The 13,914-nt window shown below is 43.4% G+C and carries 16 protein-coding genes; 13 read left to right on the top strand and 3 right to left on the bottom strand.

Annotated features, from left to right (window positions below; translation table 11 throughout):
- Positions 1–117: 117 nt before the first annotated feature.
- Complete coding sequence (locus tag KS242_RS13365) at positions 118–1,404, bottom strand: cation:dicarboxylate symporter family transporter (protein WP_217321784.1); 1,287 nt, start codon at positions 1,402–1,404, stop codon at positions 118–120.
- 448 nt (positions 1,405–1,852) lie between these two features.
- On the opposite strand from KS242_RS13365, the gene KS242_RS13360 reads away from it, so the two are divergent.
- Positions 1,853–2,542 carry a FadR/GntR family transcriptional regulator gene (locus KS242_RS13360; RefSeq protein ID WP_217321783.1) on the top strand — a complete coding sequence of 230 codons (690 nt, stop codon included), beginning with the start codon at positions 1,853–1,855 and terminating at the stop codon, positions 2,540–2,542.
- Between the two features lie 53 nt (positions 2,543–2,595).
- Here the strand turns inward: KS242_RS13360 and KS242_RS13355 are convergent, their stop codons facing one another.
- Entirely contained in the window at positions 2,596–3,192 is a 597-nt protein-coding gene (locus tag KS242_RS13355) for a class D sortase (protein ID WP_217321782.1), read from the bottom strand.
- A gap of 182 nt (positions 3,193–3,374) precedes the next feature.
- Here KS242_RS13355 and KS242_RS13350 point away from each other — a divergent pair, with 182 nt between their 5' ends.
- The 4 genes from KS242_RS13350 to nagB all read left to right on the top strand — a co-directional run bounded on the left by KS242_RS13350 (position 3,375) and on the right by nagB (position 6,201).
- Positions 3,375–3,878: a VanZ family protein gene (locus KS242_RS13350; protein WP_254391709.1), complete on the top strand. Its 504-nt coding sequence runs from the start codon at positions 3,375–3,377 to the stop codon at positions 3,876–3,878.
- Between the two features lie 129 nt (positions 3,879–4,007).
- Positions 4,008–4,148, top strand: a complete 141-nt coding sequence (locus tag KS242_RS13345) for a hypothetical protein (protein WP_217321781.1) — start codon at positions 4,008–4,010, stop codon at positions 4,146–4,148.
- A gap of 137 nt (positions 4,149–4,285) precedes the next feature.
- A complete protein-coding gene (nagA, locus tag KS242_RS13340; protein ID WP_217321780.1) occupies positions 4,286–5,443 on the top strand; it encodes an N-acetylglucosamine-6-phosphate deacetylase in 1,158 nt (385 codons plus the stop codon).
- Between the two features lie 2 nt (positions 5,444–5,445).
- A complete protein-coding gene (gene nagB / locus KS242_RS13335) occupies positions 5,446–6,201 on the top strand; it encodes a glucosamine-6-phosphate deaminase (RefSeq protein WP_371747549.1) in 756 nt (251 codons plus the stop codon).
- Positions 6,202–6,259: 58 nt separating this feature from the next.
- Here nagB and KS242_RS13330 read toward each other — a convergent pair whose 3' ends face one another.
- A complete protein-coding gene (locus KS242_RS13330; protein ID WP_217321778.1) occupies positions 6,260–6,892 on the bottom strand; it encodes a YigZ family protein in 633 nt (210 codons plus the stop codon).
- Between the two features lie 143 nt (positions 6,893–7,035).
- Here KS242_RS13330 and KS242_RS13325 point away from each other — a divergent pair, with 143 nt between their 5' ends.
- The 8 genes from KS242_RS13325 (at position 7,036) to KS242_RS13290 (ending at position 13,884) form a co-directional block, all read left to right on the top strand.
- A complete protein-coding gene (locus tag KS242_RS13325) occupies positions 7,036–8,175 on the top strand; it encodes a sensor histidine kinase (RefSeq protein WP_217321777.1) in 1,140 nt (379 codons plus the stop codon).
- Between the two features lie 167 nt (positions 8,176–8,342).
- The gene (locus KS242_RS13320; RefSeq protein WP_097039536.1) at positions 8,343–9,023 is read left to right on the top strand and encodes a response regulator; all 681 of its coding nucleotides are present in this window, start codon (positions 8,343–8,345) and stop codon (positions 9,021–9,023) included.
- 515 nt (positions 9,024–9,538) lie between these two features.
- Positions 9,539–10,381 (top strand): DegV family protein, encoded by an 843-nt coding sequence (locus tag KS242_RS13315; protein WP_217321776.1) that lies wholly within the window; start codon positions 9,539–9,541, stop codon positions 10,379–10,381.
- 48 nt (positions 10,382–10,429) lie between these two features.
- Positions 10,430–11,824, top strand: coding sequence for an ATP-dependent helicase ComFA (locus tag KS242_RS13310; RefSeq protein WP_217321775.1), 1,395 nt, complete (start codon positions 10,430–10,432; stop codon positions 11,822–11,824).
- A gap of 140 nt (positions 11,825–11,964) precedes the next feature.
- Positions 11,965–12,498 carry a ComF family protein gene (locus tag KS242_RS13305; protein WP_217321774.1) on the top strand — a complete coding sequence of 178 codons (534 nt, stop codon included), beginning with the start codon at positions 11,965–11,967 and terminating at the stop codon, positions 12,496–12,498.
- A 117-nt stretch (positions 12,499–12,615) separates the two neighbouring features.
- On the top strand, positions 12,616–13,023 hold the full coding sequence (locus KS242_RS13300; protein WP_217321773.1) for a TIGR03826 family flagellar region protein: 408 nt from the start codon (positions 12,616–12,618) through the stop codon (positions 13,021–13,023).
- Positions 13,024–13,116: 93 nt separating this feature from the next.
- On the top strand, positions 13,117–13,374 hold the full coding sequence (gene flgM, locus KS242_RS13295) for a flagellar biosynthesis anti-sigma factor FlgM (protein ID WP_217321772.1): 258 nt from the start codon (positions 13,117–13,119) through the stop codon (positions 13,372–13,374).
- An 18-nt stretch (positions 13,375–13,392) separates the two neighbouring features.
- Positions 13,393–13,884 (top strand): flagellar protein FlgN, encoded by a 492-nt coding sequence (locus tag KS242_RS13290; protein WP_217321771.1) that lies wholly within the window; start codon positions 13,393–13,395, stop codon positions 13,882–13,884.
- The last annotated feature ends 30 nt before the right edge of the window (positions 13,885–13,914 follow it).

Here is a 13,914-nt window from a genome sequence, read left to right as displayed (position 1 = left end):
CGTAACTTAATTCTATCAGAGGGGTCCTTTTTTTGCTTCTATAAACAGTAAATTAACGATAAAAAGATGAGGCAGGCATCTCCGAATTCTCGGAGACGCCTGCCTCATTTTAATTTCTCATTTTTTGGGGTTTTGTCCCGCTCTCTTTTTAAGTGGTTTTTCTAGTGCTTTTTCATTTAGTTTGAATTTGCCTTCCCATTTGGAAATAACAACAACAGCTAAGGAGTTGCCGACAACGTTCACGGCAGTACGTCCCATGTCTAAAATACGGTCGATACCAGCAATAAAGGCTAAGCCTTCTGCAGGAAGTCCGACTGCGCTCAATGTTGCAAGCAGAACAACGAAGCTTGTCCCAGGTACAGCGGCGATTCCTTTTGATGTGACAATGAGGACACCTAGTACAAGCAGCTGATCCCAAATGGACATATCAATACCATACATTTGTGCGATGAATAGGGTAGCTAACGCTTGGTAAAGCGTAGAGCCGTCCAAGTTAAATGTGTAACCAGTCGGTACAACAAAAGATGTAATCGCTTTTGGCGCACCTAGGTGTTCCATTTTCTGCATGATTTTAGGAAGAACTGTTTCAGAGCTAGCTGTAGAGAAAGCAAGCAGCAATTCATCTTTCAGCATACGCAGCATTTTGAATAAGTTCACGCCGCAGATCTTCGCAATAATTGAAAAGACTACGACAACGAAGAAGATCATGCTTCCATATGTGATAATTGCAAGTTTACCTAGCGGAATTAGTGATTCCAGACCAAATTTGGCTACTGTGACACCAATCAAGCCAAATACACCAATTGGAGCTAGTTTCATAACAAGGTTTGTAATCCAGAACATCGTTTCGCTTACACCTTGGAAGAAGGAAAGTACTGGCTTCCCGCGCTCCCCGATTGCTGCAACTCCAACACCGAATAAAACAGAGAAGAATACGATTGCGAGCATATCCCCTTCCGCCATCGATTGGAAAATATTTGTCGGGATAATCTCAAGGAATGTATCGACAACTGTATGTTCTTCTTGCGTTGCGGCTGTTTCCTCATACTGCGAGATACTAGTTGTTTCTAATTCGGAACGATCAATACCAGCACCAGGCTGGAAGATGTTACCGAAAGCTAATCCAACGACTAATGCGATAGTTGTGACAATTTCGAAATACAAAATTGTTTTAAAACCTAGTTTCCCAACTTGCTTGATGTCACCGACACCAGCAATACCTACAACGATAGAGGCGATAACGATCGGTACAACGATCATCTTAATTGCCCGCAGGAATAAGTCTCCAAGGGGCTGTAATACATTAACGGCAGTATCACTGCCATAGAATATCGCACCAACAATAATACCTAACACCAGTCCAATTAGAATCTGGTAGGCTAGTCCAATCTTAAAACGCTTCATATGATGTCCTCCGTGATGTAAGTATAAAAATACATAAAAATAATGATAGAAACAGTTTTGGCGTCTTGTCAATTTTGTGAGCCGACAGAGAGAGAAGACACAGATGTGCCTTCTCTGGAATATTAGAACGTATTGGAATGCATTGATAATGAATCAACGAACAATATAACACAACACAAATGCCTAATATCTCGCTAATCTAGTAAACGGTCCTCAGATGGACAAGACTTTCGCTAATCTGATTGTAAACGGTATAAATGATAATTTGCAAGATAAATTTGTAAGGCAAAAATATCTTGATGTATGTAAAAGGCATGATAAAATAGAAAATGAGTAAAGAAAATAGCGAAATATCAGCGTTTCAGTGTTGAAAAGAAAGAGTAGTCCGTAACTAATAAAATCTATGAAGAATATTTGTCAGACAAAAAAGGAGAAAAAGAACGTAATCATGAAGAAGGAGAAAATGGCGCATCGAATTGCAGCCGAAATTTTGGGACAAATTGTCGAAGGGGAAATTGAACCTGGTCAAAAACTTCCAACTGAAAAGAAGTTATGTGAAAAATACGGTGTAAGCCGTGCTTCCATTCGAGAAGCGCTAAGTGAACTTAAAGCACAAGGAGCTGTTTCTTCAAAGCAAGGCGGCGGAACATATGTTGAGCAGGCATTTCACGGTGAATATTTTCATCAAGTAATGGTAGATGAATCAGACTTAGCCAGTTTTCGATATTTGTTTGAGATGCGCAAAATTCTGGAGCCAGAAGCAGCCATGCTGGCAGCAGATCGGCGGACAGAAAAGGAACTTGCTGAGATGCGCGCGGCGTTGGAGTTGATGCAGGACGCGGATAGTACGGAAATGCATAAAGGACGGGATGCGGACTTTGCTTTTCATCTGGCTGTGATGAAGGCGACGCATAATCCAGTCATGATACAAACATTTGCTAATTTGGATACAGTATATAAGCGGGCACTGGCTTTGTCGTTTGAAGATAAAGAAGACTTACTGCGTAATAAACAGGTGATTTATATGGAGCATAAAGAAATCTATGAAGCCATTAAAACTGGAGAAGCAGAGTTAGCACGTCTGCAATGTTTGATTCATTTGCGAAATGTAGAGAAGAAATTAAATCCTGGTAACTGAATCGCAGGGGTGCAAGAACTAAACGTAAAACCGAACAGCTGAGGCTGCTCGGTTTATTCTGTTTCTACAGGTACTGCTGTCCAGACAAATCGTTCTGGTGCATCACCTACGTATGAAAATGGATAGCAAGTTGTTACTGTCAATACTTCATCAGGCGCAGTTGGCACAATAACAGTTAGATCGTCTTTATCGACAATTTTTGTGTTTTCAACTTTATAGGTAAAAGAACCGTATGGCATTTCGACAACGAATGTATCGCCTACTTTTACTTCGCCCATATTGCGGAATACTGTATCGCGGTGGCCCGATAAAACAATCTGATCATTTTGAAGTGGATAAGCCGTTCCTTTATAATGGCCGACTCCCTTCGCCAAGTCGTTGGCATCTGTTCCTTCCACAATGGGTAATTCCGCATCGATCTTCGGGACGTGCAGAACACCTGCAACATCGCCTTGACCCGGTTCAAAGGTGCTTGCTTCCGCTTTCTCTTCCTCGGGAGTGAGCTTTTCTGCCGCGTGTGCTTCATGCAGCATGGATTTAGCAGCTGACAAGGACTCTTTTTGCGCTTGGGAGGTGGTATACCATTCAAAGCCTCCGTATCCGACTAACAGCAGTCCAGCAATGACTAATATGACAGCAAATCGTTTCATAAGTTCTCCTTTAGTGTACAAGCATGATTGGCTAGCTTTTCTAACTATATTATAGCTAATTAATTTCCAGTGGAAAAGCTGTTTCGTGTAAAGGTTTAGTAAACAGACACATAGGATACACTGCCCTTATGCAATTGATTATGCTATAATCTAATCTTATCCAAAAAAAGGGAGGGGAACGAATGAGCATGAAAAAATGGGTTTATGGGTTGCTGCCGCTGGCATGCATCATCATTATCTACCTATTTTCCGCCACCCCCTATCAGGAACAGGATATCAAACCGATGCTATCTTCTCACATCGATTTGAGTCCGCTTGTGCCTTATTTGTCACCTATCCAGTTTACCTATCATGGAAACGAAGTTAGTGTGGAGGCAGTGGGCATTTATTCCTTTGTAGAGTTCTTCATCCGAAAAGGAGCTCATTTCACTGTTTATTTCTTTCTAGCCATTTTGGCGTGCACGGCACTATATAAAGGGTTTGGCTTTAAGTACCGCTTATCACTGCAGCTGGCACTAATTATTTCTGTTCTTTATGCGTGCTTTGATGAGTTTCACCAAAGCCTGACGCCTGGCAGGACACCTTATGTTGGGGATGTAGTAATTGATACGATCGGTGCATGTGCAGGGCTAATTGCGGTGATTATCGGGAGAAACTTGTACCATCTCTTCTGGAAACAATCCTAATTGCATCAATATGCTTATTTTTACAAGTTTGGACATCTTCTTGCATGAAATGTGGTATAGTCACTAAGTGTAACGCGATACAGTTTGCGTACATATCGTATAGTATCGATTACCAAACGAGGTGACATAGTGAAAGAGCAGGAAATCTACAAGAATATCCTTGTGAAATTAATCTCACAAACGGAGAACCAGCAAATCAACGACACAACTGACATGATGACAAAGCTAATTCAAGAATTACAATCATATCGAACAGCGAGCCATAATTGAAAGAGCAGCGAACCGACAATCGGCGCTGCTCTTTTTATTTATCTATCAAAGCTGGCGTATGCGTTTACATTCTCGTTTCTTTCTCTTTCGCAATATGCTAGGCTGTAAATGATAATAAGGAAAGAAGGGAAACGGAAATGGGTGACATATTGCTTCGGAATATCCGTATTTGCACACCTAATCACATCATTGACGGTTATATCGGTATAGCAAATGGGGAAATAGTAGAGATAGGCGAAAAGAATCCTGCTATGGAATATGCGCAAGAAGTGGATGGAGAGCACCGCTTGGCATTACCGGGATTTATTGATGGGCATATTCATGGAGCGGCGGGTGCCGATACAATGGATGCCACGCAGGAAAGCTTGCATAGAATAGCAGCATGGCTGCCGAATGAAGGTACAACAACCTTCTTAGCTACAACAATTACCCAAAGTCAATCAGCTATCACATCTGCCTTGGAACAGGTGCGCTTGTTCCAGAACAAGCAAGGTGAGGCTGAATTGATTGGTGTGCACTTAGAAGGTCCATTTGTGAACGAAAGAAAAGCTGGCGCACAACCGCTGCAGCATATTCAAAAACCTGATACGACGCTGTTTTCTAACTGGCAAGAAACAGCGGGAGGTAAGATCAAAGTTGTGACATTGGCACCGGAACGTGACGACAACTACCAGCTTACAAAAAAACTGGCTTCAGAAAATGTTATTGCTACGGCAGGGCACACAGACAGCTCTTTTGAAGAAATAAAAGAAGCTTCTGTGCATGGCGTTAGTCAGCTGACGCATTTGTGCAATCAAATGAATGGCATTCATCATCGTGATATTGGAGCGGTAGGAGCAGGATTTCTGCTTACTTCGTTAACTTGTGAGCTTATCGCTGACGGCATTCACGTTGCACCAGAGATGCTACGCTTAATTTACCAAAATGTCGGTGCAGATAGATTGCTGCTTATTACAGATTCGTTACGAGGAAAAGGCCTGGAAGATGGCACGTATGATCTGGGCGGACAAGCTGTAACCGTGGCAGATGGCAAAGCGCTCTTGCCTGATGGAACGCTCGCGGGCAGTATGCTGCAAATGAAGGATGCAATTCGAAATATGGCTGACTTTGCAGGTGCGTCAGTTGCGGATATCGTGAAGATGACAGCTGAAAATCCGGCAAAACAATTTGGCATTTATGCGCGAAAAGGTTCTCTTGAGGTTGGGAAGGATGCGGATATTGTACTGCTGGATGACGAGCTGGCATTACAGGCAACCTATTGCAGAGGAAAATTGGCTTATCAGAAGGAGAAATGACAATGCTCACTATGGAAAAAGCACAAGATTATAAAGAATTAAGCCAAATGGCAGCTAAAAAGATTATTACAAAACTTTCTCATAAGCCCGAAGCAGTACTTGGGCTTGCAACTGGTTCAACACCAGTCGGTTTGTACGAAGCTTTAGTTGCGGCTTACAAAGAAAAACGGTTTTCTATGGCAAAAGCGACGACTTTTAACTTGGATGAGTATGTTGGCATTCATCCGAGCGATGCGAATAGTTATGCTTATTATATGAATCAGCATTTGTTCAGCCAAGTCGATTTGCCGGAAACGGCAGCGCATCTTCCGAATGGTGAGACAGCAAATTTAGATGCAGCTTGCGCAACGTATGAACAGCAAATAACTTCTGCTGGCGGAATTGATTTGCAGGTGATTGGAATCGGACTGAACGGGCATATCGGTTTTAACGAACCACACACACCTTTTGAGCAGCGGACGCATGTCGTTGAACTCGACAAAACAACAAGGGAAGCAAATGCTCGATTCTTTCCCAACTTGGATGCTGTACCGACACATGCTATTACAATGGGGATTCAAAACATTATGGAAAGCAAAGAAGTGCTGCTGCTTGTAGCTGGCGAACAAAAAGCCGCGGTATTGGAACGACTTGTATATGGGGATGTAACGGAAGCATTTCCGGCTTCAATCCTTAAGGAACATCCGAATGTAACGGTTATAGCGGATCAAGGAGCTTTGAGCGGGTTAAAAGCTGCTGATTATCAAGCTGGGAACTGATAAATTTCCCGGGGAATAATTTTTGTCGAAAAAAAGATGTGCAGACGTCCGACGACGTTTACACATCTTTTTCTACATACTCTTGCCCGCCGAATTTGATTTCAGCTTGGGCGTTGGTCAAATCGGTTATATATGCTTCAAACTCTTGCTCTTGGCCTGATTCCATTGCAGTATGCAGAATAACGCGGTCGGCGTAATCAATATTTTGCAATGTATAAGCAGACTGTCGCAAATCATTCTCGACTTTCCCAAGTAATGTGTAATCGATATGAATCTCCGCTAGCTGCATGAGCTGCCTTTGTACTACGCCGATTGTATCAATCGATTGAGAGGCAGAACCCGAATAAGCACGGATAAGACCGCCGGTTCCAAGTTTAATACCGCCGAAATACCTTGTTACCACTACAGCTGTATCCTTCAGCCCTTTTTTCTTCAGAACTTCTAATATAGGCACACCTGCAGTACCACTCGGTTCGCCATCGTCACTGGCTTTTTGAATTAAATCATGCTCGCCAATCATGTAAGCAGAGCAGTTATGGGTAGCATCTTTATGTTCCTTTTTTATCTTTTGCACAAAAGCGATGGCTTCTTCTTCCGTCTCGACACGCTTTACATGACCAATAAAACGGGATTTTTGGATGACAATTTCGTGTGCGCCTTCCGTTTTTACGGTAAAATAAGTAGTGAGCATCTTGCGTTTTACCTCCTTGAGGACTCATTATATAAAGATAGCAGAAAATGTGTCGAATTACACAGAAAAGTATTCCGTTAACCCCCAAAAGCAGTTAGGTAATTCGAATGATATAGCATAATAGATTGGTGGAGAAAATAAAAATGGCAAAAAAAATCGAAGACAAAGCGCTCGATTCCATCATTAGTGAAATGGTGGAAGCTGTCGAGAATAGCAAGGATGAGATTTTTTACATAGGAGAAGAATCGCGCATAGAGTATGAACAGCTTCTTGCTGATTTGCAGCTCACAAAGGAAAAAGTGGCTGACATCATTAAAGTAGGCGATCAGCTCGAACAGAAGGTCCGCTATTCCAAGATGCGTCTGTCTGATGTGAGCCGCGATTTTGACCGCTATTCAGAAGAGGAAATCCGTGAAGTATACGAGCAGACGCATAAACTGCAAAGTGAGCTTCGGATGTCTCGTGAGAAGGAAAAATTTCTCCGAGAGCGGCGCGATGAAATGCATCGACGGCTGCAAAGCCTGGAATTGAAAATGAAGCGCGCCGAAGGACTTGTCGGCAAAATCAGTGTTGTTCTCAACTATCTGAATGATGACTTCAAACAAGTTTCCCAGCTGATTCATGATGCGAAAGAGAAGCAGGAATTTGGATTGAAAATTATTGAAGCACAAGAGGAAGAGCGGCGCCGCCTTTCCAGAGAAATGCATGATGGTCCGGCACAGATGCTAGCCAATATCTTGCTTCGATCTGAGCTGGTTGATCGGACATTTCGCGAAAGGAGCACGGAAGAGGCGCTGCTGGAGATTCAGAATATGCGTAAAATGGTCCGCAGCTCACTATATGAGGTTCGCCGTATCATTTATGATCTTCGTCCAATGGCGCTTGATGATCTTGGACTTTTGCCTACCATCAAAAAATATTTGAACAATATTGAGGAATTTAATAATATTCACATTGAGTTTACCGCTCTGAAAGCAGATAAGCGTTTGGATCCGAAGTACGAGGTGGCGCTGTTCCGTTTGACGCAAGAAGCGGTCCAAAATGCTGTTAAACATGCCGAACCCACAACAATTAAAGTTCGCTTAGAAGTGATGCAGGAACTCGTCGTCATCAGTATCATCGATGATGGAAGAGGCTTTGATATCACCCAGAAGAAAGAGAATTCATTCGGCATTATTGGAATGCGGGAACGAGTGGAAATGCTCGATGGATCCATTAATTTTTATACCGAAGTCGGGAAAGGCACTCGCGTTTTGATCAAAGTCCCGCTCGCAGACGGATAAGAGTGGCAGGAAACAGGTAATTATGCTTATAATTAGAAGCATGTCACTAACGTCATCCAATACGCGAGACTGGTTAACGGACTTATTTTAAACAATTAATACTTTAAACAATTTTAAACATGCAGTTAAAAGAAAAAAGACATGAACTTGTAGGAGGAGCAAACCACATGAGTACTGGGATATTATTGATTGATGACCACAAGCTATTTCGAGAGGGAGTAAAGCGTATTCTCGAGTTCGAACCAGCTTTCCAGGTTGTCGCAGAGGGGGATGACGGTTCAGAGGCACTTGAACTCGTCGAGAAATACAATCCTGATGTCGTGCTAATGGACATCAACATGCCTACTACAAACGGTGTACAAGCAACAGCAGATCTCATCAAGCACCGACCGGATATTAATGTTATTATCCTTTCTATCCATGATGATGAAAACTACGTCACACATGCTTTGAAAACAGGAGCACAAGGTTATTTGCTGAAAGAAATGGATGCGGATTCTTTGATTGATGCGATTAAGGTTGTAAGTGAAGGCGGATCTTATCTGCACCCGAAAGTAACACATAACCTTGTAAAAGAATACCGTCGCTTAGCAGAGGAAAACAACTCTTCTATCTCCAGTAAAATTGGCGAGCATCGCCGTCCGCTGCATTTGCTTACACGCAGAGAATGTGAAGTGCTGCAGCTGCTTGCAGATGGCAAGAGCAACCGCGGCGTAGCGGAATCTTTATATATTAGCGAAAAAACAGTCAAAAACCATGTGAGTAATATTTTGCAGAAAATGAACGTAAACGACCGTACGCAGGCAGTTGTAACGGCAATTCGCAACGGCTGGGTTGAAGTTTTATAAAATGGGAAGAGGCTTAGACATAACTGTTTAAGTTGGATAAAAATCCAAACAACTGCTGTTGATTGCAGTATTGTTTGGATTTTTTGCTTTTGAAATGAGAGCGCCGCTTCGGAAATACACTCCGCTTTCCTGCGCTGATTGTGTGTGGGAAACCTTCATTAGTGTTAACGGAAACTCGAAGATACAAAGCGATTTTCTTGTCGGTGTCTACTTTAGAAGCTGTTCTCGTCCAATTATGACCGCTAGAGTTGGAAAGGCAGCTACTATCAGAGGACTGCATAAAAAAGTATGATTGTGGTGATCATTCGTTTTTGGGAAGCATGAATCTTGTTTAGTCCCAGAGTCTTTTCTCTTTTTTACAACAGAATAGACGTAAGATCGCGCATTTCCTGTAGAAAAATCCAAAAAATACACGGCTTGCAGAGAATGAATTGGTCATCAGATAGATGCAAAAAGGGCATGCATAAGGTAAGATGAAAAGAAAGAATGAAAAAATGTAAGGGAGACCGATAAGTATGAAAATTGCTGTCATGACTGATAGTACAGCATATCTTACGCCAGAACAGCGAGAAGCTTTTGATATACATATGATTCCATTGCAGGTCGTCTTTGACGATGCAACGTATGAGGAAGAAGTTGATATTAGTACTGCTGAATTTTATGAGAAAATCAAACAGCAGAAAAGCTTGCCGAAGACGTCGCAGCCAGTTGTAGGGAAAGTGATTGAAAAGCTGGAGGAACTGAGCAAAACATATGATGCTGTGATCAGTATTCACCTTTCCAGCGGTATTAGCGGAACATACCAATCGATGGTAGCGGCTGATGATATGGTCGAAGGAATTGATGTGTATGCGTATGATTCGGAATTGAGCTGTATGCCGCAAGCGTATTATGCAATGGAAGCTGCGCAAATGGCAAAACAAGGCGCATCTGTTGAAGCAATTCTGGAACGTCTCGATGAGATGAAACAAACGATGATTGCTTACTTTATGGTGGACGATTTATCCAACTTGCAGCGTGGAGGCCGTTTGAATGGTGCCCAAGCGCTTATCGGCAGTTTGCTTCAAGTGAAGCCAGTGCTTCATTTTGAAGATAAAGTGATTGTCCCATTTGAAAAGATTCGCACCAAGAAAAAAGCACTTAGCCGAATCAAGTCTTTATTCGCTGAACAAGCTGCAAGCGGAGACAAAATGAGAGCTTGTTTTATTCATGCCAATCGTCCCGAAGAAGCGGAAGCACTTCGAGCAGAGATGCAGGCAGAATATCCAAACTCCGAAATAGATGTATCTTATTTTGGCCCAGTCATCGGTACCCATCTTGGAGAAGGTGCCATTGGTCTGACATGGTATAAAGTGTAAAAGGGAAGAGTATATCTTCCCTTTTTTTAATAAGAAAGGAGCAGTTATATGGAAATTGATCCAAAGCGCTATAGCGGGAAAAGGCTATTGCGCCGTGAAATCCCTCTCCCATCCCCTCTCTTTGAACAGGCGCTTCACCAGCGCTTTTTCAAGAAAATCCCCGGTATCCGTAACGAAAAAGGACACTCATACTGCAGCCGCTGTAATGCTAGTGACGCGCACCTGCAAAGCATTACCTGTCAAAAATGTAACCAAACTCATTTATATTGCCGAAACTGTATTCTAATGGGCAGAGTCAGTGCCTGTGAGCAGCTTTATGAATGGGCAGGACCTGAACCGGAATGGCCAACTCATGCTGCTCCTTGTGCTTGGGACGGGGAGCTGACTGTGCATCAGCAAGTCGCAGCAGATGCGATTGATCAGGCGATCCAGCAGAATAAAAGATTATTAACGCATGCTGTTTGCGGTGCAGGTAAAACCGAAATGCTTTTCCAAGGTATCACAAGTGCCCTCCAGCAAGGCAAACGCGTCTGTTTGGCAACACCGCGTGCCGATGTAGTACGGGAATTGCTGCCGCGCTTTCGTGAAGCTTTTCCCACTGTTACGATGCAGGCTTTATACAGCGGCAGCCTGGATAAAACGGGAGATGGTCAGCTTATTTTAGCTACAACCCACCAGCTGCTTCGTTTTTACCAAGCCTTTGATGTGCTTATCATCGATGAAATTGACGCCTTTCCTTACCATGCTGAAGCTATGCTTCACTTTGCCTCTGATAAAGCAAAGAAAACAGTATGTGCCTCTATTTTTCTCACCGCAACTCCTCGAAAAAAAGAAAAGCGGGCCATAAAAGCCAAAACGCTGCCATCTGTGTTTGTTCCGCTGCGCTTCCACGGTCAGCCGCTTCCCGTACCGTCTTCTAAAATTTGCTTTGGGTTACACAAGAAACTGAAGCAGGGACTTTTGCCGAAACAGTTGCTTAAGTGGCTGCAAAAACGTAAAAATCCAACACGTCAGCTGCTTCTGTTTTTGCCGACGGTTGCACTTGCTGATAATCTGCAGAAGGATGCTATCCTAGCATTACAACCCTTTGCTAAAAAAATCCTATCAAAAAATACAGCAGAAACGCTTATCAGGACGGTACATGCTGCCGATAAAGAAAGAGAGGAGAAGGTTCAGGCCTTCCGGAATCGAGAAATTGCCATCATCTTAACGACTACTATCCTGGAACGCGGTGTCACATTCCCGTCTGTTGATGTGGCAATTGTAGATGCCGCGCATGAGGTGTTCGATGAAGCAGCACTTGTGCAAATAGCCGGCCGAGCTGGCCGCAGTCCTGCAGATCCGACAGGGGAAGTAGTCTTTTTTCATGAAGGAAGAAGCACAGCGATGGATCAAGCCGTTCAAGCAATTCAAAAGATGAACCGCCGAGCGAGCAAATTATGAACAGCTGTATATACTGCGGTGAACCAAAAAGTGCCAGACCAATGTGGTCAACCTTTTTCTGGCCGGAACACCTCACGTCTTTGTGTACAAGCTGCGAAAGTGCTTTTCCGCTGCTAACAGAGCAAGGTTGCCCAAGTTGCATGAAGCAAGCAGAGTCGGATATATGCAGGGATTGTTCGCAATGGGAAACTTCAGACTACCAAGCTGTATTAGATAAGAATGTATCGCTGTATGGTTATGATGATTTTATGCGAGATTATGTCGCGCAATGGAAATATCGCGGTGATTATGCACTTGGAAAAGTGTTTGAGCAAGCTTTTCGGCAGCTTTTTCAGCAACACTTCAGCAATCAGAAGTATGTGTCTGTGCCGATTCCGTTGAGCGACGAACGTATGCAAGAGAGGGGCTTCAATCAGGCTGCCGAGCTGGCGGATTTTACAGGAGCTACCACATTAGATGCACTAGCAAGAAAGCATGGGGAAAAACAGTCCAAACGCAGCAAGTGGAGCAGGATGAAGGCAGATAACCCATTTTATCTGTCAGGAGATGTTCCGCGATCTGTGGTACTCATTGATGATATTTATACAACAGGTACCACATTGAGACACGCAGCGCAGGTTCTCAAGGAAAATGGCGCGCAAAAAATAGCGGCCTGTACCTTAATCAGGGGGTAACTTTCCCATATGCCAAATGTCGCGGAAACCGCGGCTTAAGTACCTTAACGTGCTATAATTATACTAAACAGGACACTTTCCGGTGTTCCTATTATACTAGGAGGAGGGCGTTAGCCTATGTTAGAACTAGCAAATTGTGTCCGATGCGGAAGCGTATTCGCAAGAGATTACCGGGATATTTGTCCAAACTGTCATCGAGAGGAAGAACGTTCCTTCCAAATGGTGCACCAATACTTGCGTAAACGAGAGAATCGCCAAGCGACGATTCAGCAGATTACAGAAGTAACAACAGTTCCAGAATCGTTGATTATTAAATTCGTTCGAGAAAAAAGACTGCAGCCGAGTCAATTCCCGATGCTTTCTTATTCTTGCCGCAGCTGCAGCAACCAGATCACCGAAGGCGAAATGTGTACGGACTGCAAAGATAACATGCGCAAGGAACTAGATGTAACGCTTGAATTAGACCGGAAACGGGAAACAGCTAAAGCGAATGAACAGCGCGTATATTATAATGGAAACCGATAAGTGAAATAAATCAGCTAAATTGCTTAACATTTCCTCGATATGAACCGATACTATCTGTAAGAGTGTTAAGAAGTTGGAAAGGGGTGCTGATCTTTGAAAATACAAGGTCCGAACCAATCCGGTTTCAATCCGTACACAAAACAGCTCAAACAGCAGGCTGACTTGCATAAAGCAAGTCAGCGTCAGGATAAATTGGAGATTTCCTCGGAAGCAAAACGGCTTCAGGAAGGCGACAAAATTCAGGCGAGCCGTCAGAGCTATGTGGAACAGATAAAAGCCGCAGTACAAAATGGCGATTACAAAGTCGATGCAGAGAAAACCGCCAAGAAAATGATGGATTTTTGGTCATAAGACCAAGGAGGAGCAACCATGGCTTTACAAGTTTTACTAGAGACGATTAATAAATTGCACACCTTGCACCGCAGTCTGCTGGAAATCAGCCGCTTGAAGACAGAGCATCTGAAAGCAAATGATATGGACAGCTTGCAAAAGCAATTGCTGGCTGAAAAGAAGCATGTGCAAGCAACGGCGCAGCTCGAACAGCTGCGCATCAAGCAGACAGAGATATGGGCAGCAGCTGCCGGTATTCCGGTACCTGAGACGGTGACAGAGCTATTGGAGACAATAAACGATATAACAGCTGCTAAACAATTGGAAGCTGAACTAATCGGACTGACACAAGCCGTAACCGAACTCAAAACACAGGAAGCGCTCAATCAGCAGCTGCTGGAGCAGTCGATGCAATTTGTGCAAATCTCTCTGGATATGCTTGCTCCCTCCATCTCATCATTGAATTACGGTACACCAAATCAACACGAGCAGCGACCGCAAAATCGCTCATTATTCGACTCCAAAGCATAACACAGATACGGAAAAGCTATCGGTAAAAGG

This window comes from Terribacillus sp. DMT04, assembly GCF_019056395.1.
GTDB classification, from domain to species: Bacteria; Bacillota; Bacilli; order Bacillales; family Amphibacillaceae; genus Terribacillus; species Terribacillus aidingensis_A.
Note: the sequence above shows the minus strand (reverse complement) of the source record. Positions and strands in the feature narration are given on the sequence as shown.

Bases quoted from the DNA above. Each gene is read 5' to 3' on its own strand.
- KS242_RS13365 (WP_217321784.1), bottom strand. From the start codon at position 1,404: ATGAAGCGTTTTAAGATTGGACTAGCCTACCAGATTCTAATTGGACTG.
- KS242_RS13360 (WP_217321783.1), top strand. From the start codon at position 1,853: ATGAAGAAGGAGAAAATGGCGCATCGAATTGCAGCCGAAATTTTGGGA.
- KS242_RS13355 (WP_217321782.1), bottom strand. From the start codon at position 3,192: ATGAAACGATTTGCTGTCATATTAGTCATTGCTGGACTGCTGTTAGTC.
- KS242_RS13350 (WP_254391709.1), top strand. From the start codon at position 3,375: ATGAGCATGAAAAAATGGGTTTATGGGTTGCTGCCGCTGGCATGCATC.
- nagA (WP_217321780.1), top strand. From the start codon at position 4,286: ATGGGTGACATATTGCTTCGGAATATCCGTATTTGCACACCTAATCAC.
- nagB (WP_371747549.1), top strand. From the start codon at position 5,446: ATGCTCACTATGGAAAAAGCACAAGATTATAAAGAATTAAGCCAAATG.
- KS242_RS13330 (WP_217321778.1), bottom strand. From the start codon at position 6,892: ATGCTCACTACTTATTTTACCGTAAAAACGGAAGGCGCACACGAAATT.
- KS242_RS13325 (WP_217321777.1), top strand. From the start codon at position 7,036: ATGGCAAAAAAAATCGAAGACAAAGCGCTCGATTCCATCATTAGTGAA.
- KS242_RS13320 (WP_097039536.1), top strand. From the start codon at position 8,343: ATGAGTACTGGGATATTATTGATTGATGACCACAAGCTATTTCGAGAG.
- KS242_RS13315 (WP_217321776.1), top strand. From the start codon at position 9,539: ATGAAAATTGCTGTCATGACTGATAGTACAGCATATCTTACGCCAGAA.
- KS242_RS13310 (WP_217321775.1), top strand. From the start codon at position 10,430: ATGGAAATTGATCCAAAGCGCTATAGCGGGAAAAGGCTATTGCGCCGT.
- KS242_RS13305 (WP_217321774.1), top strand. From the start codon at position 11,965: ATGAAGCAAGCAGAGTCGGATATATGCAGGGATTGTTCGCAATGGGAA.
- KS242_RS13300 (WP_217321773.1), top strand. From the start codon at position 12,616: ATGTTAGAACTAGCAAATTGTGTCCGATGCGGAAGCGTATTCGCAAGA.
- KS242_RS13290 (WP_217321771.1), top strand. From the start codon at position 13,393: ATGGCTTTACAAGTTTTACTAGAGACGATTAATAAATTGCACACCTTG.